This is a genomic window from Prochlorococcus marinus XMU1419, from assembly GCF_017695955.1.
GTDB lineage: Bacteria > Cyanobacteriota > Cyanobacteriia > PCC-6307 > Cyanobiaceae > Prochlorococcus_A > Prochlorococcus_A marinus_AD.
In genome coordinates, this window is the sequence record NZ_JAAORO010000003.1 from 427439 (window position 1) to 451781 (window position 24343).

The window sequence follows — 24343 nt, forward strand, 5'->3', positions numbered from 1 at the left end:
TGTTTGATTAAAATCAAGAATAAAAACGATAAATGGATTAAGTTAATTTGTGGTGCCAGTAATGAAGATATTGTTGCCATAGAGGATTTATGTGCAATTTATACTGCTGCCGGTGTTGACTATATAGATGTTGCCGCAGAAGAATCTATAGTTCATGCAGCAAAAAAAGGAATCCAGTGGGCAAAAAAAGTCTTTAATAACTTCCCTGGATTAATGATAAGCATCAGTGACGGTAATGATATCCACTTTCGTAAAGCAATATTTGATCCATTAAAATGTCCCCCTAATTGTCCAAGACCGTGCGAAAAAGTCTGCCCAACCTTTGCAATTGATCATTCTGGGATCACAAAGAGTAAATGTTATGGATGTGGAAGATGCTTAAATAGCTGTCCCTTGAATCTAATTAGTGAATATGAATATAATTTGTCAAAAGATGATTTAGCATACACACTTCAAAAAATAAAGCCTGATGCAGTAGAAATTCATACAGAAATCAATCGCCTAGATTCTTTTACGAAAGTTGTCAGTATCCTTAAAAATTCTGGAATGAAATTCGACAAGATCTCTGTAAGTTGTGGATTAAATCAATCTTTCAAAAAATCACGAGAACCCGAAGATCTATTGAAAGCTCTTTGGGAAAGATACGAAATTCTTAATGAGCTCAATATTCCCCTCATTTGGCAGCTAGATGGAAGGCCAATGTCTGGTGATCTTGCTCCTGCAACAAGCAGAGCAGCAGTTAAGTTGTTTGAAAAAATCGGTTCAGATCTGCCACCAGGATTAATTCAATTGGCAGGAGGAACAAATGCAAAAACTCATGAATTTTTGAAGTCAAACAATCTTCCAGACGGAATAGCATTTGGAAGTGCTGCAAGAAAAATTATGCAGCCACTTATTGAATTTGCTCAAAAAAATAACAAAAGAATCTATGATTATCCTGAAATAATGGCTATAGCGATCAAAAAAGCTAAGAAATTTCTAGAGCCATGGAAATCGAGCTAATATATAAATACTTTGTATTTTTTTGATAGAAAAAAATCTTTTCGTGTATTAAAATAGAAAATCAATGGGCCGTCGCCAAGTGGTAAGGCATCGGGTTTTGGTCTCGACATTCCTAGGTTCGAATCCTAGCGGCCCAGTTTTACTATTCAATTAGTGTCTTCTCAAGAAATATTTTTATTTGATTTTGATGGAGTAGTTGTCGATGGAATGAACGAATATTGGAATAGTTCCTTACTCGCCTGTGAAAAATATTTAAATTCACCATTCATCTCTCTTGATCAAAAACTTTATAAAAAAGTACCTAATTCTTTCATAGAAATTAGGCCTTGGGTTAAATATGGCTGGGAAATGATTCTAATTGTTCACGAAATTATAAAAACAGAAAATCCATTAAAAAATCATAATAAAGATGATTTCATTAATAATTATCATCAAAATTGCCAGAGGATTTTAAAAGACAATTCCTGGATTGCTGAAGATTTACAAAACATATTAGATAAGGCTCGCAAGTACCAAATTGATAAAGATTTTAAATCGTGGGTAAATTTACATAATCCATTTTTTGAAGTTATAAATTTTATGAAAGAATTAAGGAGAAGAGAAATAAAAACCGGAGTTATAACAACAAAAGGTGGAATATTTGCAGAAAAAATTCTTAAACAATTAGATATTTTTCCAGAATTAATTTTTGGTTATGAATCCGGAACAAAAACCAAAATAGCTGAAAAGCTCACACAAACGTATGAAATATTAGGTTTTATAGAAGATAGAAAAAAAACACTGATTGATATTAAACAAAATTCAGCAACTTCTCATATTCCATGTTTCCTAGCTGATTGGGGGTATTTAAAAGAGTCAGATAGATATAATTTAAGTAATGAAATCAAATTATTAAAGTTAGATAACCTAGAGGCATTTAGTTGCAATTTAAAGAACATTAGCTAGAGTACGGATGTACTATAATTTGTATTTATGAAGTTTGGTTTAAATAAAAAAATCCAAATTTAGAATAATTACAAGCACTTTAACCGATAAATCAAACAATGAGCCTTGAAGAACAGAAAAAAACTGAATCAAAAGAAAAAGACAAAGCATTAAGTCTCGTCTTAGGTCAAATAGAAAGAAATTTCGGAAGAGGATCAATAATGAGACTTGGTGACGCCTCAAGAATGAAAGTAGAAACAATATCTACTGGAGCGCTTACCTTAGATTTAGCATTAGGAGGAGGCTATCCCAAAGGAAGAGTAGTAGAAGTTTACGGACCAGAAAGTTCAGGAAAAACTACCTTAACGCTTCACGCGATTGCGGAAGTCCAAAAAAATGGAGGAGTAGCTGCATTTGTAGATGCTGAGCATGCACTGGATCCAGTTTATGCAGCTTCTTTAGGAGTTGATGTTGAAAATTTGTTAGTTTCACAACCAGATACTGGAGAAATGGCTCTAGAGATAGTTGACCAACTTATAAGATCGAGTGCAGTAGATCTTGTAGTTGTTGACTCGGTCGCAGCACTAACACCAAGAGCCGAGATAGAGGGAGAGATGGGAGATCACGTAATTGGAAGTCAAGCAAGGCTAATGAGCCAAGCAATGAGGAAAATAACAGGTAATATCGGTAAATCTGGATGTACGGTAATATTCCTAAATCAATTACGACTAAAAATTGGCGTTACATACGGCAATCCAGAGACAACCACAGGAGGTAATGCATTAAAATTTTATGCCTCAGTGAGACTTGATATCAGAAGAATTCAAACTCTTAAAAGAGGTACTGAAGAATATGGTATAAGAGCAAAAGTGAAAGTAGCAAAAAACAAAGTTGCACCACCATTTAGAATTGCTGAGTTTGATATTCTCTTCGGAAAAGGTATTAGTACAACAGGATGTTTATTAGATTTAGCAGAAGAGACTAATATCATAATAAGGAGAGGTGCTTGGTATAGTTATGAAGGAGAAAATATTGGACAAGGAAGAGATAATACAATTATTTGGCTTGATCAAAACTTAGAAATCAGGAATAAAGTAGAATCCATGGTTAAAGAAAAATTAACAGAAGGTACTGAAGTCAGTTCTAATTCAATGAAAGCATTAAATAGCAATCCTGCTAATACAATCGCTGTTAATGATATAAAAACAGTAGCTTAGAATTTACAAAGTATCAGCCAAAGTCCACCATCCAGCAGCAGGACCTATAAATCTAACAACAATCCATAAGATTACTAACCCTCCGATTCCAAACCAACTAGCCTTAATACTTAATTTAATTAGTTGATCTCTTTGATTAATGGTTAAAGGAAGCCATTCAAACAATCTTGGAGAATCATCAAATTTAGTTTTAGTGTTATTTTTTTTTGGAGGTAAACCAAGTGTTTTACGTCTTTTTGCTTCTCCCATATTTATTAAGTTATTTACAAAATCATAACCTAATCAAAAGGTAGCATATAGTTAATTTGTTTTGAGGGTTGAATGTTTTGCAAAAGTAATCTTCCCCAGTTTCTTTTATTTGCTCTTCCATCTAAAATTATTAACTTACCTGAGTTCCTTCTTAAAGGAGAAATAGATCTTTCGAGTTTTATTCTGGCTTGAGGAAGAAAGAAATCTCTAAACCAATCTTGAGAAAGCTTGTTTTTGTGAGAAACTGTAATTGCATTAATAGGTTCTGTCATATTAGGAATCGGAAGTAGAGGAATGATAATTTGTTCTGGAATTTGAATTAAATTAGAATTCATAATCCACCAGTCAAAACTAGAGCAAAGAATTTCATTTTTACCGGAGGGAATTGTCTCTAGCAATACCCTCTTACCGTACTTAGAAGCTAATTCTGTAGCAAGATTAGTTTTTAAATCAATATCGTCAGTCAAAACTAAAGTTAAACCCTTTCTAAAAAGTATTAACTTTTTACATTTATCTAAGATTGAATTGATAAAAAGAGGATTATTAGGAAGCAACTGTCTAGGAGGTACATATAATGATATTTTTTTCTCTTCAAAATTACTTTTAAAATTAATAACCAAGTCAATATCTAAACTGTGCTTTTTAAGATACTTTTGAAAAAAATTATCTTTTCTCAATGCTGATAAAAAAACAAATTTATTATTTGAAAAGAATTCCCTAATTTGAGAAAGTTCATCGATTGGCTGCAAATACAAATTCCACTCTAAATTCGTATCATTTAATTTTACCCAGCATGCCCATCCTTGAGATAATGCTTTATTAACACTTAAAAATTTTTCAGAAAAAAAAGAATTCTCATAAAAAAAATTTGACAAAAAACTAATTTCTTTTTCATCTAAATTAATAAAACTATTGCCTAAAACTTTTCTCATGAAAAACTTTTTCTTTAAAGAATCATATACGTTTATAAATTTTTGATTGATTAATTCAAATTCTTTAGTATTTCTTGTCCAATCCTTTTTTAGTAAAGAAATTCTAAAATGATTTTTTAAATCTTGTTTTATACCCTCAATTCCAGAGTAAACTATTCGATGATTTTTCAGATTAAGTAAATTGGGATCATTGAGTAAATCTTGAATTGTTATCAAGCGAACAAGATGATTTGCAAAAATTAGTTGATCATTTTTAAGAATGAAATTAAAACCTAGATTCTTCATTAAATCAATCTGAAATTGCCTTATATATTGAATTTTTTGTTTAGATAAAACCAAAATTGAATCTTTTTCTTTTAAAAAAAGAGAAATTAAAATTGGAGGTAGCCATTCATCAGTAAAAAAAATTTCTGAATTAATTAAATATGTAGAATCATTTTCAATACACTTTGAAATTATTCTCCCAAAAGAATATATATGTTTCCATTTGATACTTTGATCTCTCAAAAAGTTTTTCAAATAACGATGACTTAAAATTTCAAGCATTTATAATTAATTTAATTTCAAACATATGCAAAATTTTATGAACCTAATATACAAAAAATTGTTATCAATATAAGAAAGTCTCGAATTTATTAATTTATGAAAATTGGAATAGTAGGATTAGGTTTAATAGGAGGATCATTAGGATTAAAACTCCAAAGTCTGAACCATACAATTTATGGTATAGCTAATAATGAAATTAATAAAAAAAAAGCTAAAGAAAAAAAGCTCGCCAATTTTATTAGCTGTGATCTTAACTTATTAAAAGAATGTGAACTCATAATTTTGGCATTGCCTATTAAGGATCTAATTAATCCATCTGAACGATTAGTAGCATCAATACCACAAGAATCTTTCTTAACTGATGTAGGCTCTGTTAAAGAACAAATTGTCGATAAATGGGAAAAATTACATCCTAAATTTATTGGATCTCATCCAATGGCAGGTACAGAAAAAAGAGGAGTTGATTCGGGTTTTGAAGGTCTTTTTAAAAATGCAATGTGGGTTATTACCCCTACAGAAAATAGTGATTTAAATGCAATTAAAACTATTTCAGAACTAATCAAGTCGATGGATTGCGCAATTTGTCAAGCCACACCAAAAGAGCACGATAAAGCAGTATCTCTAATTTCTCATTTGCCTATATTTTTAGCTTCTGCCCTAATTGAAGCTGCACATACAAAAAATAATCAATCCGTAGCAGACCTCGCACAAAAATTGGCATCTACAGGATTTTCAGACACTTCCAGAGTTGGAGGCGGTAATGAACAACTAGGCTTAGAATTAGCTATGAATAATCAGATGAATATTTTAAATGCAATTAATATTTTTAAAAATAAACTAAATTTATTGGAATCTCTTATAAAAGAAAAAAATTGGGAGTTACTTGCTAAAAAACTTACTGAAGCAAAAGAAATCAGGAAAATATTTATAAATTAAAATTTTTTATTCCTTTGGAAGCTAAAATTTGCCTCGAAACCATTAAGGCAGACTGACTCACACCTGCAGTTCCCTCTCCTGGATAAATTGAATCTCCACATATCCATAAACCTTCAAAAGGAGTCCTACTTGATAATCCAAATAAACCAAAAATCTCTGGATTTTGACCAAGTCCGCCAACTATTCCATTTGGTCTATTTGTCCATTTTTCAAATCCCAATGGAGTTGCTAATTCCCTATGTAGCCAATTTTCAGGAAGAATATCAAATTGACTTTCCAATTCAAGTGATATTTTTTTCATGAAATCTTTTTTTCTCCTTAAATAATTTTGTTTATCTAAATCAAACCAATCTTTTGTCTTAGTAAAAATACTTGCTATTAAAGTAACCTCTCCTATAGGTGCTCTGCCATCACCATCTTCGCTAATTGAAACAAATAATGAACCAAATTCATTCGAAACAAATTGATAATGATTAGAAAAAATTTTTTTTATATGTTCTTTTTTTAATGCGGAATAGAAAACTACTGCTCCACTTGGATCAGGCAAATTAGTAAGTCGATTTTTATAAGTTAGTTTTCTATTAAGTGGTCCCTTCAAATGCTTCAGCAAAGATTGAGGTGGCGCGGTATAAATCAAATCTTTTGCTTCATAAACAAAAGAATTTTTTTTCGAATTAGCAGATAATTTCCAACGAATATTTACATCATCAAAATTTATAGAATTGACTTTTTGGCCAAAAATCAAATTAACTCCAGTTTTTTTTAATGAACTTTCTAATGCTTCACTTAAAGACTGCATAGATTTTTTAAGATGCCAAAGACCATGTGGTTGTTGACATATTTGTAAAACAGTTGATCCATATAATGCTGCAGTGTTATAAACATCCTCTTGGGAATAGAGTTTAAGTTGAAGATTTAAGAATTTTATCAAGCGCTCGTTCTTAGATAATCCACATATACGCAATAAATCAAAGATAGTAGATTTAAGTAAGATCCCAGTGACGAGGTTTGACGGAACTAGTGCTTTAAGAAGTTGAGAAAAATCCCAAAAGTTACTGATTGGCAGCACTGGATTATTATTTGCAAATAACCAATTGCTTTGATGTATTCGGTTACAAAGATTCCAAAATCGACTACTTCCTGGAAACTGCATTTCTTGTTCAGCAATCCATTTACTTTTTTCATACCAAATAGATATTGGCTTTAGACCATCTTTCAAATCCACAATGCAAGCAGGGTCTAAAATAGTAGCTTCAGGAGATTGAATATCTAAAAAATTAAAAATTCTTGAATGTATTCCTCCTTTCTCTAAACCCGCAACTTGAGTTGCGCCAACATCAAAAATATAATTCTTTCTTTTAAAAGTGCCTGCACATCCACCTGCTTGCGAATGAGATTCTATTAAAGTTACAGATAAACCTTGCTTTGATAAAATTGCTGCAGATGTTAGTCCTGCTATACCAGCACCCACAACAACAACTTCAGACTTACTCATTACAATGCAAAAATTATCACCTTTTGAAGTTAGCGAAATTTGTAATGAATTAGGTGAACCTTATCCAAAAAGTATTGAACAAGTTCATGGGGGTGATATTCATAGTGCATGGAAAATAGAATTTGCAAACAAAAAATTATTTCTCAAAAGAAACGATAGGCACAAAAACTTTCTTGAATTTGAAAAATATTGTCTACAAAATTTGAGAGATTATAGTAACGAAAAAAACTTAATTATTCCTGAAGTTATTACATTTAGAAATTTTAAAAATGTAGAAATTCTTCTGATGGAATGGATAGATATGCAAAATTTTGATCAAAAAAACCTTGGTAAAGGTTTAGGAGAAATGCACTTAAATTCAACAGAATCTAATCCAAAAATTTTTGGGTATCCGATTGAAGGTTTTATAGGATTAACAGATCAGTTGAAAGGCTGGGAACATAATTGGGTAGATTGTTTTTTAAACTTACGAATAATACCTCAATTATCAATTCTTAAATCAAATTTTTTAAACAAAGAAACCATAAATAAAGTTAATGAAAAAATTAGATCAGAATTGCTGAAGCATAAACCAATAAATACTCTTATTCATGGTGATTTGTGGTCAGGGAATGTTGGAATAGATAAAAGTGGTAGAGGAGTTATATTTGACCCAGCATCTTGGTGGGCAGATAATGAAGTAGATATCGCTATGACAAGACTATTTGGAGGTTTTGATAAAGAATTTTATGATGAGTATCATAAAATTTTTCCCATAAGAGAAGGATTCGAAAAGAGAATTATAATTTATAATTTTTACCACATATTGAATCACGCCAATATGTTTGGAGGTACATACTTTAACCAAGTAAAAGATTACGTTAAATCAATACTTAAAATGTAATCTATAACTAACCAAGATATGTTTTTTTAAGATTTTGTACTTTATCTAAAACAGCTTCACGATTTTCACTAGTGCGAAGATTTTGCCAGCTCCATTGACCAACAACAATTACTCCAAGAAGTTCTAGTAATCCAGGTAGAATTGGGAAAAAATTAATTGTGTCAATAATAACTTTAATTATTATCTGAGCTATTACGACAACAGCAATTATGCCTGCCGCTTTGCCATACTTACCCATTTGAGTCCAATCAACCTTACCAAGGGTCTCATTGACTTTTCCCATTACATCAGAGTACTTGTCTGAAAAGCTTTTAGTTTCTGAGCTTGTAGCGGAGCCGGAGTCTTGATTAGACTCTGGTGTGTTATCACTCATGAAATCAGTAATCTCAATATATTGACCAGACAATAACGGAAAATTCTTCTATTTGCTACCTTTTTTTCATGTGTGATTCCGAACCGACACATTTTGTATTTTTTTGGATGTATTGATATATTTCAATATTGAATATATTTTTGAAGAAAATTTTATTTATGAATAATTTTCATTATTAAGTTGTTCTAACAAAAACATTAATAAATCACACAAATAGCGATTCTTCAAAAGATTAAATTTTTAATTGTAATTATCATACCTTCATAAGATTAATTTGCGAAATGAAAAATGACATTTTCAAAAGATATCAAATTTAATTTATTAACTGCAGACGAACAAGAAAGATACCAAAAGCATTTAACACTCAAAGAGATAGGAAACGAAGGGCAATTAAAACTCAAAAACAGTTCAGTACTATGCATAGGAGCAGGAGGCCTAGGATCTGCAGTATTAATTTATCTAGCGGCGACTGGGATTGGGAAAATCGGCATAGTAGATAATGATCACGTTGAGAAGTCAAATCTCCAAAGACAGATAATTCATGAAACAAAAACTATAGGCAATCTTAAAGTTGATTCTGCCCGAGAAAGAATAAAAAAATTTAATCCTAATTCTGAAGTATTAACATTTGCAGAGAGAATTAATCCAAATAATGCCCTAGAAATAATTAGAGAATTTGATATTATTTGCGATTGTTCAGATAACTTTGCCACTAGATATTTGATAAATGATTCATGCCTGATACTTAATAAACCTTTAGTCTTTGGAAGTGTACAAGGCTTTGAAGGGCAAGTAAGTGTTTTTAACCTTAATAAAAAGAGTCCTAATTTGCGAGACTTGCTTCCAGAATCACCTTCAAAAAAGGCTGTCCCTAGTTGCACAGAATATGGGGTAGTTGGAGTTTCAACAGGTTTAATAGGAATTTTTCAAGTAAATGAAATTATCAAAATAGTTTTAAAAAAAGGTGAAACTCTGGATGGAAAAATTTTAGTTTTTGATCTCTTGAATATGAGTATGAAAAAATTGCATTTAAAAAGAGATATTTTAAATCAACAAATTAATAATCTTTCTAAGTTTGCAGATTTTTATGATGATGATGATTATTGTTCTGAAAAAAATCATAAAATCAGGAGAATCAATGCTATTGATTTTCATAACTTATACAAAGCAAATCCTAACAAAATTCTTCTAATTGATGTTAGAGAAAATGAAGAATTTTCTGATTCTAGAATAGAGGGTTCCATATCAATCCCCCTAAGTCATTTGGACCAAGATTTTGACTTAGAGTTTATTAAAAAAGAAAGTTTAATTAAAGAAGTTTTTACCATATGTAAATCAGGGAAACGTTCTGAAAAAGCTTCAAAAATCTTATCTCAATTCAAAATTCAATCAAGATCTATTGAGGGTGGTATTGAAAAGGTAAAAAGAATTTTATCCAATTAATATAATAAAAAATACTTAATAATCCACACCTCTTTTCAAATCAACTCCAACATTTGCATAATGCTTATGACAGACCATTTCAGAGTAAACATCAGCGAGTTCAAAGTATGAAGGTTCATTTTTACATCTCCCAGTAATAACAACTTCTGTTTCTGCTGGTTTTTTTAAAAGCGTCTGATGTATTGATTCAACAGGTAGCAGCTCTAAATCAACAGTTGGGTTCAATTCATCCAAAATAATTGTTTTATACAAACCACTCAAAATAGCAGCTTTAGCAATTTCCCATGCTCTTTCAGCCTCAACATAATCAATTGGTTGTTGCTGACCTCTCCAAACAATCGCATCTCTACCTGAGCGCAAATGATCTACCAAGTGTGGGTAACTTTCTCTCAAAGCTTCAATAGCGGCATCTTCGGTATACCCATTCCCACCTTTTAACCACTGTAATATTAAAACTCTATGACTTTTATCTTGAGATATTCCTTTGCCTATAGCTTGAAGTGCTTTGCCAAGCGCACTCGTGGACTTCCCTTTCCCTTCACCTGTATAAATCTCAATTCCACCATTAAATCTCTTTTGCCCGGATTTGTTTGATAGATCTCCTATTAAACGTGGTCTCATTTCTGAATGAAGTTGCGATATTCGTACCAATGAGGCAGGTGCTGCCCTTCCAGTTATGATTATTTCTAACCCGTCAGGACGATTTTGAAGAGAATCAACTACTTCCTGAGTATCCAGCATTCCTAAATCAAGAACTGGATTCAACTCGTCTAGTACTACTACAGAATAAAGAGAACTAGCAATTGCTCCTTTAGCAATATTCCAACCTCTCTCAGCCTCCCCTATATCAAACTTTGTCACCTGATCAGCATTAAAGAATTCAGATCTTCCTGTCCTTACATGGTCAATTAAATGTGGAAAACCTCTTTGCAATGCCTCTATTGCTGAATCCTCATCATATGACCTCTCAGGACCTTTCAAAAATCTCAGAAGTAGGACTCTCGACTGTCTGTTTTCGCATATTCCTAATCCTATGGTCCTAAGGACAACACCCAAAGCAGCCTGACTTTTACCCTTACCTTCACCATCATAAATATGTAGTTGACCTTTTGATCTTTCTTGACTGTCACTGGCTGTGACAATACCAATACCTCTATTTCTAATTTTATTCGTCAATTGAACAAAGTTAATGAACTTAATCTAAGATATAGTTAAGAATATTATTAAAAATTTAATAATAAATTCAACCTATTCATAGGTACTTTGAATTTTAAAGTAAATAGCATGTTCAATCAACTAGAAATTCTTTCTGATGAACAAAGTGAAAAGCTTTATACAATTAGAAGATACATAAAGAATCTTGATAGTGTTTGTATTGCTTATTCTGGGGGAGTTGACAGTACATTAGTAGCATCATTAGCATTCGAGCAACTAGGTAGCAAGGCAATTGCGATTACAGGAATTTCCCCTGCATTAGCCAATACACTTCGTGAAGAAGCAAGAAGTCAAGCAAAATGGATTGGTATGAAGCATATAGAAATTGAAACATCAGAATTAGACCAATCAAGATACAGTAAAAATCCAAAGGATAGGTGCTTTGCATGCAAAAAAGAGCTTCACAAACATACAACATACATATCTAAAAAGTTTAATTACAAAAATGTTGTAGATGGAGTCAATCTGGATGATCTTAGTGATTATAGGCCAGGTATAGAAGCTGCAAAAAAAGCAGGAGTCGTCTCGCCCCTTGCAGAATTAAAGTTCTCCAAACAAGATATTAGAGATATATCAAGAGCGTTAGGTTTTCCTTGGTGGGATAAGCCTGCTCAGCCTTGCTTATCATCAAGATTTCCTTATGGCCATGAAATAACCAGTGAGAGGCTAAAAATGGTTGAAAGGGCTGAAGAATATCTAAAAAAAGGAGGTCTATCAGAGGTTAGAGTAAGATGCCAAGGCTTAACTGCAAGAATCGAAATCCCCCGAAATGAACTAGGTTATTTTTTTAAAAAATATAATTTTGATGATTTAGTGGAGTATTTTTCTAATTTAGGATTTAATTGCACAAGCCTGGATCTTGAAGGACTTATTAGCGGTAAATTAAATAGATAAATATTTCATCTAAACAACCGTTCGCATCTGTTTCAGCACTGTCGAAGGAGGGTTTCGCTCAATGACACGTAAGGAATGTTCTTTAGCATTCAAAGCTTTAATTAAATATTGACTAGCAAGTTCAGGCAACATATTTTGACCACACGTAAATATATCGATGGCAGAATAATTAGATTCAGGCCAAGTATGTATTGAAATATGAGATTCAGCCAATAACGCAATTGCTGTAACACCTTGGGGCTCGAATTTATTACTTATCAAATTAAGAACAGTTGCCTTTGCCAATTTGGCAGCTCTATTTAATATACAACGCAAAAAGGATTCATCATTTAATTTTTCGTAATCACATCTATAAAGTTCCAACAATAGATGTTTACTTTGATGAATTAATTTTTGTTCATTACTAAACGTATTGAAACTTTGGTTATTTTTTTGGACTTCCATTAAATGAGTTTATATAAATCTAAGATTAGCTAAAAATCGTAACTTTTAGAACTACAAATGAATCATTTGAGAAGAGCCTAAGAAAGACTGATTGAATTTGTCTAGGTGTGTTGCACTAATAAAACATTGACTATCTTTACCAACAGAATTTAATAACAAATTTTGCCTAGTTATATCTAATTCTGCCAAGACATCATCCAATATAAGTATTGGCGGGGCTTCTAGTGTTTTGGTTAACAAATCTAGTTCAGCCATCTTTAAAGCCAAGACAAAAGTTCTTTGCTGACCGGATGAACCATATTTTCTAACTGAAATTTTATTAATTAGAAACTCAATATCATCACGATGAGGTCCAAAATTACATTTTCCAGTCAATGCTTCTATTGAACGTTGATTAAATAGTTGTTCTGCTATTTTCTTACTAATAAATTCTTCTTCTTCTTCTTCTGGGCTTATATTTTGCATCCCAGAAAGATAATTTATACTTATTTGCTCCCGAGATTTGCTTAAATGATTATGCCAATATTCAACATATGGTTTTATTTTTAATAAAGCCCTTCTTCTACGCCTAAAAATTCTTGTACTAATTATTGACATTTGAATATCAAAACTTTCAATAATGGCTGAGGATTTGTCATTAAGGAAGCTTTCTGAACGCCAAAAATGGCTTCTTTGTTTTAAAAGTCGGTTAAATCTAATTATTAAATCTAAATATACTGGCTCAAGCTGAGATACAACTTTATCAATCCATGTCCTTCTATAACTAGGGTCACTTTTTACAACATCTATATCATTAGAACAGAAACATACGCTCCGAATATAATTCTTTATTTCACTCTGCCTTTTCAAGATAGATTCATTGACATAAACTCTTTTAGGACCCTTTCGGAATAAATTTAACTTTAAATCATCTTTAAAATTTATTTGTCCCATGATTTCAGCCATATCACTATCATTTTCTATTAAATCTTTATCACTCAATGCTCTATTCGATTTCAATTGACTTAAAAATTCAACAGATTCAAGTAAATTTGACTTGCCAATACCATTACAGCCAAGAACAATTGCTCTTTGTTTTTTAAGGTCAATTTCAAAACTTTTATGGTTCCGAAAATTTTTAATTTTTAATTTATTTAAAAAAATTTTTTTTGTGCATTCATTAATTAAATTAGCTAAATTTAAATTATTTAAATTTTTCTTAAAGAAATTGAAAAATTAGAGGGCATGTAGCTCAGTTGGATAGAGCATCAGATTCCGGTTCTGAGAGTCGGGGGTTCGAATCCCTCCATGCTCGTAAAATGATTTTTAAAGTTTATATCCCATTACTCTTATCCCATTGGGATCTAATATAAATCCACTTTCTTCTAAACTTTTAAATGAAGAAACTGGAGCCTGGACAGAAATACTGCAACCAGGCATTTCTCTATTTATTTTCTCGAGAGTCACCTTAAGCAATATTGAATAAAAAAGTTGCTGATTATTACCTGATGCAGCACTTAAATTCCATAAGTTTGCATTCAATCCTCGGTCAGATGTAACTCTTACAAAGCCATATAATTGATTCTTAAATTCATTCTGAATGGTAAAAAAGAAATTACTTTTCTCAATAGCCTCAGAAAGAGGTTTTATTGGAAATATCTCACAACCACAGTTCGCTAAAAGTTTATTAACTTCTTTAGCTGATGGGACTTGAGAAGAATTAACAAAATAACCCTCTGGAAGAACAAGTTTCTTTTTAGGAAAATATTGCAATTATCAACCTGTATTTCTCATACCTGCTGCTATACCATTAATAGTTAAAAGTGCCCCTCTCAATAGCTCACTTCTACTATAAGCTCTTCTAGATTCATCTTTTTCAATAAGAAATTCGCTAATTGGAGGTTGTCTTGTTTGATCTCTAAGTCTTCTTAAAAGTGAAACCTGCAAAAATCCCAATGGGATAATCGTCTTATTTCTTAAGCTTACTGATGATTTTAGATCTCTATCAGATTCAAGGAGCATATTTTTGCCGGTAATTTGAAGTATTAAAGATTTTGTAAGATTATATTCTTTAGATATTACTTCAAAAATATCATCAAAAGAATCTTTATTTTCTTTACTACCAAGAGTATCAACATAATATCTAGCAACCTCTAAATCCACTTTAGATAATGTCATTTCTACTTTAGATATAAGCATCCTAAAAAATGGCCATCTTTGATGAAGAACTCTTAATAATTCAATTTGTTGTGGGTCTGAATTCAATTCAGTTGATAATGCAGTTCCCACGCCAAACCAACTTGGCAACAGAAATCTACTTTGTGTCCAACCAAATACCCATGGAATAGCTCTTAAACTTGACAAATCTTTTGCACCTTTTTTTCTTCGTGCAGGCCTGCTTGATATCTGTAATTTACTTATTTCTTCTATTGGCGTGACCTCTTGAAAGAAATTTAACAAATCAGGATTCTCATGCACTAATTTTCTATAGTGAGACCTTGATGTCTCTGCCAGCCTAGACATTAATTGATTCCATTCTGGTGTAGCATCAAGTCTATTATTTACCAAACTATTTTGGATAACAGCTGTAGTGACAGTTTCAAGATTATACAAAGCTAATTCAGGGAGACTATATTTAGAAGCTAAAACTTCACCTTGTTCTGTTATTTTTATTCGCCCTTTTAGAGTGCCGCTCGGTTGAGCCAATATTGCCTGATACGCTGGTCCACCCCCTCTTCCTACAGAACCACCTCTTCCATGAAACAGTCTCAACAAAATGTTATTTCTACTAGCAAGATTTTGTAGAGCTATTTGGGCTCTATGAATTTCCCAATTACTAGAGACAAATCCTGAATCTTTATTGCTATCAGAATATCCAAGCATTAATTCTTGAAGAGGTTTAAAAGATTCGCCAACTTTTGGCAATAATGATTTGTAAAAATCTAATTTAAACAACTTTTCCATTACTTCTGGCGCTCTTTTAAGATCTTCAACAGTTTCAAAAAGAGGAACGACTAATAATTTTGACTTTTGTGAATGTTGATCAAGGAGTCCCATTTCTTTTGCCAGCAAGAGAACTTCAAGTAAATCAGATGCACTATGACTCATTGAAATTACATAAGAATGACAAATACGACTTCCAAATTCTTGTTGCAGCCTCTTTACCATTTTAAAAACTGAAAAAGTTTCTTCAGTAGTTTTTGTCCAGTTAACTTCAGAAGGAATTAAAGGCCTTTTTGTATTTAATTCGCTTACTAGCCATTTAATTTTCTCTTCTTCAGACATTTTGTTATATGGCAAAGATAAATCAAGATAATTTGTAAGCTCTTGTATAGCGTCGCTATGCCTTGTGCTTTCTTGACGAATATCTAAACTTGCTAAAGAAAATCCAAAAATATGAACCTGAGTAAGTAAGGTATTTACAGCCTCACACGATAAATCTGTACTAATCAAGCTATTTTTAATTAGTTCGAGATCATAGGTAAATTCGTTTACTGATTTGTAATATAAATTTTCAACTTTATCTATATTTTTAGTATCTACTTCTCCCTCCAACTCAAATTTCCAACCATTGTCAGCTAGCAAATTATTCCTTTCTTGAGTTAGTCTTAATTTTTCTAAAATGTAACTTAATTTCAATCTATAAGGCTCTGATCTGTATCTTGTCGCCCTAGCTTCATATATTTCTGGGAACTTAACCCTATCAGTTTCTAAAGATTCTAATAGAGAGGAACTGACTTGACTCCATTGCATTGAAACACTTAACTGATCCCTTAGGTTTGATGACGCATTAATATATCTTTCCAACATCAACTGTCTTTGGTAGCAAGCAGTTCTCCATGTTATCTCAGGAGTTACGGATGGATTACCATCCCTGTCTGAGCCTACCCATGAACCAAAGTTACAAAAAGATTCAGAGGGCATTTGAACATCTGGATAGTTTTCCGTAAGAGCTTCAGAGATTCGGCCTCTCAATTGAGGCATTGCATTAAATAAAACTTGTTGAAAATAATGCAAGGCATAATCAACTTCGTCTAGAACTGAAGGTTTAAATTGATGTAATTCATCTGTCCTCCACCAAAGTCTTACCTCCTCTTTTAATTGTGTTTTTAGAGAGTTTTTTTCTTCTTTTGTTAAAAATTGCTCAACCTGTATTTTTTTTAACAAATTTGCAACTATCGTTTGCTTATGTCTAATTGTATGTCTAACTATCTCGGTCGGATGTGCCGTAAAAACTAAACGAATATCCATCTCCTGCAGTAAAGCTTCTAATTTACCTGGTGGTACATTTAATTTCCTAAGCCTATAAAATAATTCTCTGAAAGTTACAGGAGCATTTTGTCTGGCCAATGCCGGGGCAAAAGGATCAAGATTATCGGGCGATTTTTGAACATTTTTATTAGTAAAGCTTTGTATGTATCTATCTTCCTCGACTCTTTGTTCTAAGATATTGACTAATTGAAAATACAATGAAAAAGCCCTTGCTGCTGCTATGGATTCTGCTAAATCCATTGAATTCACAATATCTACAATTTCATTCTTCAAACTTTTTGAACTTTCTCCATCAATATGTTTTGAATAACTTAATTCTTTGAGCTGTATCAATCTCTCTGCCTGATCATCTGGGCATTCTTCTCTGAGTACAGATTCCCACAGATCTTCTATTAGAAGACGATTTTTATCAAGTGGATCATTGTTACTTATCAGATCCACGTTATTATTTTTTATCTGTCGAAAAGATTCCATATACTCATTATGTCATAAGTGAAAATATTCAGATCAAAAGTTTATTTGAATAATCAAACATTCTCGCCTTCACTCCTAATCATATCTTCAATAGAAATTTTCATTATTTGCTCAATAGAAAGACCTTTTTCATATTGATTTATCCATTTCATTGATTGATTACCTTCTGCAAGTACTTTATAGATAGGATTCAAAAGATGCTTCATACCAAAATTTTCTGCTGTGGATGACAAATCTGACAATAAGTTTTGAATCCACTCTCTACAAATAACTTTTTTGCCATCTTGCCAGTGAATTAATTCTGAATTCAGACTATCTTTAGCAGCATTAGTTTCATTTTGATCACATATTTCTGATAATTTATCAATAGAACAAAAACTGGCATTCAAAGGATCTAAAGTATTTATATTTTCAAAAAGATTTAAAATCCTTAGTTCTATCATGGCTGTTATTCCTAAAAGCAAGTTAATATCAAAAACAAAATCACAGATTCTTAATTCCAAACGATCAAGAATAAAAGGTCTTTGAGGACCATTTGGTCTTATTGAAGACCAAAAATGTCTGATATTTTGCATATTTTTATTAGCTATATTTTCCTCGATCCAATCGATGTAAGAATTATGATTCACAAAAAAAGGTACTTTACTTGGAGTTTTAGGAAACTGCATCCATCTTTGAGAATGATTTTCCGTAATTTTATTATTTAAAAAAGGTGAACTAGCACTTAGTGATAAATACAAAGCAGCCTCAGATCTTATTAGTCTGATAGCAGCAAAAAGCATATCTAAATCATCTATTCCTAAGTTTATATGTACACTAGAAGTTGCAATAGAGGTTCCATAATTATCTTGTATAAATTGATGATACACATTTTCAATATCAGATCTTTGGAATTGATTATCGTGTTTAAAACAAAGAGTAGATGAAGGAATGATTGTTAAATTTTTAGTATTGAGCCACTTTCTTAACTTTTTTCTTGGATTTATTAATTTCTCATATAAAAAATCGTAATCTTTTTCAGGTGTTGTTATGTATTCAACGTTTCTGTTATCTGGCTCTTTGACAAAATCAGGAAATTTTTTCTCAATTTCAGCCGAAACACCAATATGAGAATTTAACGAACCTGTGAAAAGTTCTACCTCAAAACCCTTATAAAGATTATTTTGATCCATTTATTTATCCAAACAGGCTAATGCTTTTAGTATCCCCTTTGCTTTATTAATAGTCTCTTGATATTCATTTTCAGGGAAAGAATCAGCAACTATTCCAGCTCCTGCTTGCACTGAAACATCATATTTCCCATCTCTTGATGGTTTAACTATCATTGTTCTTATCGTGATTGCAGTATTTAATGCCCCGTTAATATCAATAGATCCGTAAACACCAGCATAAGGTCCTCTAGCATCTTTTTCAAAGTCTTTAATTAACTGCATAGCTCTTATTTTTGGTGCACCAGTTACTGTACCTGCGGGAAAAGATGCTTTTAACAAATCCCATACATCAGCATTGTTTTTTAAGATTCCCTCAACTTCACTAACTATATGCATAACATGTGAATATTTCTCAATAACCATTAAATCCTTGACCTTCACAGTACCAATTTGACAAACTCTTCCAAGATCATTTCTCCCAAGATCTATTAGCATTACATGCTCAGCTATCTCTTTTGGATCTTTTAGTAAATCCTTTTCTAATTCCAAGTCCTGTTGATTATCAGTCCCTCTTGGTCTTGTGCCAGCTATTGGTCTTAAGCTAGCAATAATCTGATTATTTTTATTTTTTTCAGCTTTAACCATAACTTCAGGACTTGAACCTATCAGATACCAAGAGCCAAAATCAAAAAATGACATATATGGAGATGGATTAACCATCCTCAAACTTCTATATAAATTAAAGGGGTCATTCTTGACTTGCGTTTGAAATCTTTGACTTATAACTATTTGGAAGATATCGCCCTTTCTTATATATTCTTTTGCAGAGAGAACTGCATTCTCAAAATCTTTTTTCTTCCAATTACTTTCTAGATTTAAATTCAAATTCTTATTTTCATGCCAATCTAAAAACTCGTTTTCTTTTAGAGGAACTCTCATTAAATTTCTAGTTTTCTCAATTTTTGAAATTGAGTTTAGATATATTTCCTCAATCGAGGACTCTTTTGAAAAAGTGGTATCTGCATAAACCACTGCAGTAATACATCTTTTTATTTGATCAAAAACAACTAACTGATCAAAAAACATCCAGGATCCAGAAGGGATATCGTTTTCTGGTAATTCATTTACTGGAACACTTGGTTCTATTCGATTTATTAATTCATAACCCCAAGAGCCATATAACTGTCCAATTGATGGCAAGTCATCAAGCATGGTTGACTTATATTCCTTTGTCCAACTTTTTAAAATATCAAAAGGATCACCTTTATGTGTTTCAGTTTTTCCATTATTCCAAGTTCTAACAATTTCATCTCCATAACAGACCGCTTCCCAAAGAGGCTTAGTAGCAACAATACTCCACCTACCCAAACTTTCACCGCCCTCAACAGATTCAAGAAAAACGCCATGGGAATTTTTTGAGGACAATTTTAACCAAGTTGACAATGGAGTCTCTAAATCTGCTGGCCAAGTTTGAGTAATAGGTATAAAATTTTTACCTTCTTTGTAAGCTTTTAAAAAACAATCTTTCTGTGAGCTGATCATACTAATACTGTCAACCCAAATTATAATTATTTTCTTCTTTTATATCAACTTTAAGAAAGTTAATCAAAAGTATTCTTAGTTGTAAATTTCAAACCAGCTGGATTAGGATTCTCACCTATTCTTCTAGGATTATGACCAACTTTCTCTCTACCTTCATTTACTTTTTCAGAGAAAACCCCATCTTTTGGATGTAAAAATTCAATATCGCCACCTGGGAAAATTCGGTAGATTTTAAAGTCTTCAATTCTTGGCTTGAAAGCTCTTAATTGTGTGCCTAATGCAAGGCATTGTTCTTTTCTTGCAAAGTACATTAAATTATCACCTTCATGCATAATAGCCGCTCCACCAGTGGGCAATTCAAATGCTTGTTCCTTTGAACTTTTCCATACAATTGCATATTTTTCTTCGGTTTCTGCTGAGTTTAATAAACCACCAGTACTTCCTATATGCTTTGGAAATTGACCAACTAAAGTTTCAGTCATCCTAGATTTTGAGTTATTTATAATAAGAAATTAGCATTCATATTTTGCAAAATTCGAAATTTACATGAAATTTTCTACATTATTTAATATATGAAAAATTTATTTTCATTTTATTTTGAATCTGAAATGGGAAAAAATACTGTCAAACCTGTATCACGTCTTTGTGTGACATGCCCTCCTAAACTAGCTAACAATTTTTGGGTGGCATTTTGACTAAGTTGCAGACTTCCCGTTTGAGGATTCCAATTTAAAACAGGGCCGATATCAGAACCATTGTCTTTTTTTAGAATTTCTTTTTGATTATTATCTAATTTTTGTACTTTTAATTGAAGTTTTAATTTTTGACCAGCGGGTCTTAATTCTAAAATCAATGTACTGCCTTCTTTTAATCCTCTAGTATTTTTATCAATTAATCCTCTTAACATTAATTCTAATTTTTCAGAATCACTCATAATTTGCGGAAGTTGATTAGGAATATCAATCTTTAAAGAAATCCCACGTCGATTTAATTGGTCATTCCATAAAGGAGCAAGCTTATTAAAAATTTCGGATAAATTAATTTTTGCCAAGTTATTTAATGACGGAACTTCATTACTAACTAATTCTGCTGCATTAAAGATTAAACCAAACCTATCTATTTGTTCATTACATTCATTATCTATTTGAATTAAACGATTTTTCATTGATTCGTCCATCTTATATTTTTTTAAAGTAGAACTTATTAGGGTTCTTATTGTTGCTAAAGGCGTTCTTACTTCATGAGATATTGCACGTAATAATTTTGCTTCAGTTATTTGCACATTTTTCTCATCGTTTTTTCCAGAATTCTTTATTTTATGGTTTGGAGTAATAGACGCTAATCTTGCCGATAATATTGGCCAAAATAATTCTTCAAATTGATTATTAATATTAAGCTCACCTAAATTATTAATTGCATTACGAAATTTTACTCCTTCCTCAAAATTTTCTTGATTTAATTTTGCATGCATTAATTCAATTGAAAGTTTTAGACTTTCTTCATCACACTTCATCAATAGAATTTTCTTACCTTTTTCTCCTACGATTGATAATACACACTGAAAATTTGGGGTGATTATCATCAAAAAAGGTTCATAACCATCTTCTTGACTAAGATTTAAGACTTTATAATTACAAATTAAATCTTTTTTTATCTTGTCTGAATTATTGATTGGCAAAAAACCTGCATTCTCATTTTGAAAGTACGGAAACCCCTCAGGAGACCAAAGCCATCCATGAAGTTGATTTAAAAATTTTTTATCATTAAAAGCTGGCAAAGGCGAGGCAACCCAAATCCCCCCGTGTTTATAATTCTGAGATAAGAAGTCTTTTTGAATAACTTCTAGAGAAGCCCACCACATTCTTCTGGATGTATCATCATCCACATAAATAGTTTGAACTCCTTTAAGCAATAGGTCTTGAATTTTTTTTATAGTTGTTTGTGATTTCATCAATTTCTTAGTGATCTAGAACGTTTCAATATAGATAAAACAAATCCAATTGATATAAAATTAGTCACCAATGAGGTTCGACCATAGCTCATAAAAGGAAGAGGAATCCCAGTAACTGGTCCTAATCCAATAGTCATAAATAAGTTAATAATTATTTGGAATAAAAAAGTTGAGGCTATTCCAATAACAATTAGAGATTCAAAGCTAGTCCTAGCAATTATTGCAGTATTAATAAGATTTTTAATCAAAAAAAAGAACAAAAATAAAACTATTATGCACCCCACAAAACCCAATTCTTCGCCTAAAGCACTGAATATAAAATCAGTATGTTGTTCTGGTATAAATTGCAAATTAGTCAGCTTACCTCTTAGCAAACCAGTCCCAAATAATCCTCCAGAACCAATTGCAATTTGACTCTGTATCAAATGATATCCACCACCTAATGGATCTCTATTTGGATCTAGAAATAAAACTAATCTATCTTTTTGATATTCCTTTAGACCATATTCCCATAAAATTGGTGTCAATTTGGCAACTAATAAATGGAAAGAAATCGCAAGAGTAGAAAAAATAATTTTCTTTTTCGAAGATCTATATGCAAGATATCCTATAACTGGAATCCAGAAAATAAGAATATTTGGTAGGGTTAAATACAATATAGAAGTGACAATACAAAACACTAATATCAAAATCCACTCTATAGGCATTTGTGACCAATAAAGCATCACACCTGTTAAAACAAGTAAAACTAAAGAGGTACCCAAGTCCGGTTGAAAGAAAATTAATAACCAAGGAACTGCTACTAATAATAAAGGCAATACTAAATCTCTTGCTGTTGAAATTAATTTTCTATCGAGTACTAAAGCGAGAGTTAATACAGTACTCAATTTAGCTACTTCAGAAGGCTGAAAAGAAAAGATGCCCAAGTTTAACCATCTTTGAGCTCCAGAAACTGTGATCCCAAAAAAATAAATTAGTAATAAGGATATTAAAGTAAACAAATAAAATGGAACCAAATATTTTTTTATTCTCTCTAAGGGTACATAAGAAATAAAAAATGCTAAAAAATAACCTAGAAAACCAGTTAGGATATGACTTAAATAATTCGATACAATTAGATTTCCCTGAACACTTTTTATTAATAAACCCGAAATTATAACTAAAAACAGGGGAATTAAAAGTAGTGGGGAAAATAAAAAACCTCTACTAAAGTTGCCTTTTTTTGATAAAAATCCTCGCTTATTTAATAAAGAAATTCTCCTAACCATCAATTATCTTTTAACAAAATTTTTTCTTAATTAATTGAGCTAAATTACCAAATACAATAGAACTTTCTATATTTGGCTGGCTTATTGAGATTGGTACACCTTTATTGCTTTCATCAACGAGAGGGATTTCAATAGGAATTTGGGCTAATAATGGTAAATCATTTTCTTTAGCTAATATTTGTCCACCACCTTTGCCAAAAATTTCATATTTTTTACTTGGCATATCCGGCGGAATAAATACTGACATATTTTCTACAATTCCCAGTAGAGGCACTCCAAGTTGTTTAAACATTGCTAACCCCCTCCTTGCATCTTGCAAAGATACTTGTTGAGGAGTAGTTACAACAATAGCTCCAGAAATAGGAACAGATTGAGAAAGGGAGATTTGAGCATCTCCTGTTCCTGGAGGCAAGTCAATAACCAAAAAATCAAGATTATTCCATTCAACTTGGTACAAAAATTGTCGGATTATACTATTAAGCATTGGTCCTCTCCATATAACTGGCTGACCTTCTTCTATGAGAAAACCCATTGATACTAATGAAATTCCATATTTATTTATTGGTATTAACCTTTGATCACTGCCACTACCTTCTGTAACCTTTGGATACTGTTCGGCAACTCCCATCATTGAGGGAGTATTAGGTCCATATATATCCGAATCCAGTAAACCAGTTTTTAAGCCTAATTTAGCTAGAGAACAAGCTAAATTAACAGCAATGGTACTTTTTCCCACTCCACCTTTACCACTGCTAACAGCTATGATATGTTGAATTCCATCAATCTTCTGCAAATCAGGAACATTACTTTGATTTTTAGATTCTGTTTTGGAAGGATTATTATCTATCTCTATTTGAACATCATCAATATCTTCAAAATCCAGTAATACTTTTCTAACCTCTTTCACAATTCTTTCTCTCTGAGAATTCGCAAATGATGGTAATGATAATGTTACGATTACTCTCGGTATAGATACTCTTACGTTTTTAATCCAAGCTAATTCAATTACATTTTTCTGTGATCCAGCATCTAAAACTTTCTGTAAAGCAAAATTCGCATCTTCTATTGTGGTCATTAAATTTTTAAATATTTTGGCAAGATAGTCGACTGTTTAAAAGATTAAGAACTATGTCGAACTATCAAATAATAGGCA

Annotated in this window: 22 protein-coding genes and 2 tRNA genes; 9 read left to right on the top strand and 15 right to left on the bottom strand. The window is 31.7% G+C overall.

Translation table 11 applies throughout. The features are described from left to right. Positions 1-3 precede the first annotated feature (3 nt). The 4 genes from HA151_RS08470 (at position 4) to recA (ending at position 3143) form a co-directional block, all read left to right on the top strand. Positions 4-1002, top strand: coding sequence for an LdpA C-terminal domain-containing domain (locus HA151_RS08470; RefSeq protein WP_209107007.1), 999 nt, complete (start codon positions 4-6; stop codon positions 1000-1002). Positions 1003-1067: 65 nt separating this feature from the next. Beyond that, positions 1068-1139, top strand: a tRNA-Gln gene (locus HA151_RS08475). A gap of 16 nt (positions 1140-1155) precedes the next feature. Beyond that, positions 1156-1947 carry an HAD family hydrolase gene (locus HA151_RS08480; RefSeq protein ID WP_209107008.1) on the top strand — a complete coding sequence of 264 codons (792 nt, stop codon included), beginning with the start codon at positions 1156-1158 and terminating at the stop codon, positions 1945-1947. Positions 1948-2045: 98 nt separating this feature from the next. Next, positions 2046-3143, top strand: a complete 1098-nt coding sequence (gene recA, locus HA151_RS08485; RefSeq protein ID WP_209107009.1) for a recombinase RecA — start codon at positions 2046-2048, stop codon at positions 3141-3143. A gap of 3 nt (positions 3144-3146) precedes the next feature. On the opposite strand, the gene HA151_RS08490 is transcribed toward recA, so the two are convergent. Both HA151_RS08490 and HA151_RS08495 read right to left on the bottom strand, forming a co-directional pair. Further along, complete coding sequence (locus HA151_RS08490; RefSeq protein WP_209107010.1) at positions 3147-3392, bottom strand: DUF2839 domain-containing protein; 246 nt, start codon at positions 3390-3392, stop codon at positions 3147-3149. A 29-nt stretch (positions 3393-3421) separates the two neighbouring features. Next, positions 3422-4870: a DNA helicase gene (locus tag HA151_RS08495; protein WP_209107011.1), complete on the bottom strand. Its 1449-nt coding sequence runs from the start codon at positions 4868-4870 to the stop codon at positions 3422-3424. Between the two features lie 96 nt (positions 4871-4966). Here HA151_RS08495 and HA151_RS08500 point away from each other — a divergent pair, with 96 nt between their 5' ends. Continuing rightward, positions 4967-5806, top strand: coding sequence for a prephenate/arogenate dehydrogenase (locus HA151_RS08500; protein WP_209107012.1), 840 nt, complete (start codon positions 4967-4969; stop codon positions 5804-5806). On the opposite strand, the gene crtD is transcribed toward HA151_RS08500, so the two are convergent. After that, complete coding sequence (crtD, locus tag HA151_RS08505) at positions 5796-7301, bottom strand: C-3',4' desaturase CrtD (protein ID WP_209107013.1); 1506 nt, start codon at positions 7299-7301, stop codon at positions 5796-5798. The two genes, HA151_RS08500 and crtD, sit on opposite strands and share 11 nt — an antisense overlap. 4 nt (positions 7302-7305) lie before the next feature. On the opposite strand from crtD, the gene HA151_RS08510 reads away from it, so the two are divergent. Further along, positions 7306-8184 (top strand): fructosamine kinase family protein, encoded by an 879-nt coding sequence (locus HA151_RS08510; protein WP_209107014.1) that lies wholly within the window; start codon positions 7306-7308, stop codon positions 8182-8184. Between the two features lie 7 nt (positions 8185-8191). Here HA151_RS08510 and HA151_RS08515 read toward each other — a convergent pair whose 3' ends face one another. After that, positions 8192-8557 (bottom strand): CAAD domain-containing protein, encoded by a 366-nt coding sequence (locus HA151_RS08515; RefSeq protein WP_209107159.1) that lies wholly within the window; start codon positions 8555-8557, stop codon positions 8192-8194. A 288-nt stretch (positions 8558-8845) separates the two neighbouring features. Between HA151_RS08515 and moeB the strand changes: the two genes are divergently transcribed. Further along, positions 8846-10000 carry a molybdopterin-synthase adenylyltransferase MoeB gene (gene moeB / locus HA151_RS08520; RefSeq protein ID WP_209107015.1) on the top strand — a complete coding sequence of 385 codons (1155 nt, stop codon included), beginning with the start codon at positions 8846-8848 and terminating at the stop codon, positions 9998-10000. A gap of 15 nt (positions 10001-10015) precedes the next feature. Here moeB and HA151_RS08525 read toward each other — a convergent pair whose 3' ends face one another. After that, positions 10016-11176 (bottom strand): cob(I)yrinic acid a,c-diamide adenosyltransferase, encoded by a 1161-nt coding sequence (locus HA151_RS08525; protein WP_209107016.1) that lies wholly within the window; start codon positions 11174-11176, stop codon positions 10016-10018. A gap of 108 nt (positions 11177-11284) precedes the next feature. Here HA151_RS08525 and larE point away from each other — a divergent pair, with 108 nt between their 5' ends. After that, on the top strand, positions 11285-12109 hold the full coding sequence (gene larE / locus HA151_RS08530) for an ATP-dependent sacrificial sulfur transferase LarE (RefSeq protein ID WP_209107017.1): 825 nt from the start codon (positions 11285-11287) through the stop codon (positions 12107-12109). Positions 12110-12118: 9 nt separating this feature from the next. On the opposite strand, the gene speD is transcribed toward larE, so the two are convergent. Together speD and recF are read right to left on the bottom strand one after the other, a co-directional pair. Beyond that, on the bottom strand, positions 12119-12553 hold the full coding sequence (speD, locus tag HA151_RS08535) for an adenosylmethionine decarboxylase (protein WP_209107018.1): 435 nt from the start codon (positions 12551-12553) through the stop codon (positions 12119-12121). A gap of 51 nt (positions 12554-12604) precedes the next feature. After that, positions 12605-13717: a DNA replication/repair protein RecF gene (gene recF / locus HA151_RS08540; RefSeq protein WP_348535631.1), complete on the bottom strand. Its 1113-nt coding sequence runs from the start codon at positions 13715-13717 to the stop codon at positions 12605-12607. Between the two features lie 56 nt (positions 13718-13773). On the opposite strand from recF, the gene HA151_RS08545 reads away from it, so the two are divergent. Further along, positions 13774-13847 (top strand) — tRNA-Arg (locus HA151_RS08545). A gap of 11 nt (positions 13848-13858) precedes the next feature. Here the strand turns inward: HA151_RS08545 and HA151_RS08550 are convergent. From HA151_RS08550 to HA151_RS08585, 8 genes are all read right to left on the bottom strand, one after another. Beyond that, positions 13859-14305, bottom strand: a complete 447-nt coding sequence (locus tag HA151_RS08550) for an N-acetyltransferase (RefSeq protein ID WP_209107019.1) — start codon at positions 14303-14305, stop codon at positions 13859-13861. 3 nt (positions 14306-14308) lie between these two features. Further along, positions 14309-17278 (bottom strand): phosphoenolpyruvate carboxylase, encoded by a 2970-nt coding sequence (ppc, locus tag HA151_RS08555; protein ID WP_209107020.1) that lies wholly within the window; start codon positions 17276-17278, stop codon positions 14309-14311. Between the two features lie 53 nt (positions 17279-17331). Continuing rightward, on the bottom strand, positions 17332-18450 hold the full coding sequence (gshA, locus tag HA151_RS08560; RefSeq protein ID WP_209107021.1) for a glutamate--cysteine ligase: 1119 nt from the start codon (positions 18448-18450) through the stop codon (positions 17332-17334). Then, positions 18451-19971, bottom strand: a complete 1521-nt coding sequence (locus HA151_RS08565) for an anthranilate synthase component I family protein (RefSeq protein WP_209107022.1) — start codon at positions 19969-19971, stop codon at positions 18451-18453. A 59-nt stretch (positions 19972-20030) separates the two neighbouring features. Further along, positions 20031-20453, bottom strand: coding sequence for a photosystem I reaction center subunit II PsaD (locus tag HA151_RS08570; RefSeq protein ID WP_002807018.1), 423 nt, complete (start codon positions 20451-20453; stop codon positions 20031-20033). Between the two features lie 110 nt (positions 20454-20563). Then, positions 20564-21922, bottom strand: a complete 1359-nt coding sequence (locus HA151_RS08575) for a sensor histidine kinase (protein ID WP_209107023.1) — start codon at positions 21920-21922, stop codon at positions 20564-20566. Further along, entirely contained in the window at positions 21922-23190 is a 1269-nt protein-coding gene (gene rodA / locus HA151_RS08580; RefSeq protein WP_209107024.1) for a rod shape-determining protein RodA, read from the bottom strand. Before rodA ends, HA151_RS08575 begins: the two co-directional genes overlap by 1 nt. Before the next feature lie 10 nt (positions 23191-23200). Then, complete coding sequence (locus HA151_RS08585; protein WP_209107025.1) at positions 23201-24265, bottom strand: Mrp/NBP35 family ATP-binding protein; 1065 nt, start codon at positions 24263-24265, stop codon at positions 23201-23203. Positions 24266-24343: the final 78 nt, after the last annotated feature.

What these genes read in the sequence shown, in the direction of transcription:
- recA (WP_209107009.1), top strand. Translation starts at nt 2,046, where the DNA reads ATGAGCCTTGAAGAACAGAAAAAAACTGAATCAAAAGAAAAAGACAAA.
- HA151_RS08565 (WP_209107022.1), bottom strand. Translation starts at nt 19,971, where the DNA reads ATGATCAGCTCACAGAAAGATTGTTTTTTAAAAGCTTACAAAGAAGGT.
- ppc (WP_209107020.1), bottom strand. Translation starts at nt 17,278, where the DNA reads ATGGAATCTTTTCGACAGATAAAAAATAATAACGTGGATCTGATAAGT.
- HA151_RS08585 (WP_209107025.1), bottom strand. Translation starts at nt 24,265, where the DNA reads ATGACCACAATAGAAGATGCGAATTTTGCTTTACAGAAAGTTTTAGAT.
- speD (WP_209107018.1), bottom strand. Translation starts at nt 12,553, where the DNA reads ATGGAAGTCCAAAAAAATAACCAAAGTTTCAATACGTTTAGTAATGAA.
- HA151_RS08490 (WP_209107010.1), bottom strand. Translation starts at nt 3,392, where the DNA reads ATGGGAGAAGCAAAAAGACGTAAAACACTTGGTTTACCTCCAAAAAAA.
- HA151_RS08510 (WP_209107014.1), top strand. Translation starts at nt 7,306, where the DNA reads ATGCAAAAATTATCACCTTTTGAAGTTAGCGAAATTTGTAATGAATTA.
- HA151_RS08495 (WP_209107011.1), bottom strand. Translation starts at nt 4,870, where the DNA reads ATGCTTGAAATTTTAAGTCATCGTTATTTGAAAAACTTTTTGAGAGAT.
- moeB (WP_209107015.1), top strand. Translation starts at nt 8,846, where the DNA reads ATGACATTTTCAAAAGATATCAAATTTAATTTATTAACTGCAGACGAA.
- gshA (WP_209107021.1), bottom strand. Translation starts at nt 18,450, where the DNA reads ATGGATCAAAATAATCTTTATAAGGGTTTTGAGGTAGAACTTTTCACA.
- crtD (WP_209107013.1), bottom strand. Translation starts at nt 7,301, where the DNA reads ATGAGTAAGTCTGAAGTTGTTGTTGTGGGTGCTGGTATAGCAGGACTA.
- HA151_RS08570 (WP_002807018.1), bottom strand. Translation starts at nt 20,453, where the DNA reads ATGACTGAAACTTTAGTTGGTCAATTTCCAAAGCATATAGGAAGTACT.
- HA151_RS08575 (WP_209107023.1), bottom strand. Translation starts at nt 21,922, where the DNA reads ATGAAATCACAAACAACTATAAAAAAAATTCAAGACCTATTGCTTAAA.
- HA151_RS08500 (WP_209107012.1), top strand. Translation starts at nt 4,967, where the DNA reads ATGAAAATTGGAATAGTAGGATTAGGTTTAATAGGAGGATCATTAGGA.
- larE (WP_209107017.1), top strand. Translation starts at nt 11,285, where the DNA reads ATGTTCAATCAACTAGAAATTCTTTCTGATGAACAAAGTGAAAAGCTT.
- rodA (WP_209107024.1), bottom strand. Translation starts at nt 23,190, where the DNA reads ATGGTTAGGAGAATTTCTTTATTAAATAAGCGAGGATTTTTATCAAAA.
- HA151_RS08515 (WP_209107159.1), bottom strand. Translation starts at nt 8,557, where the DNA reads ATGAGTGATAACACACCAGAGTCTAATCAAGACTCCGGCTCCGCTACA.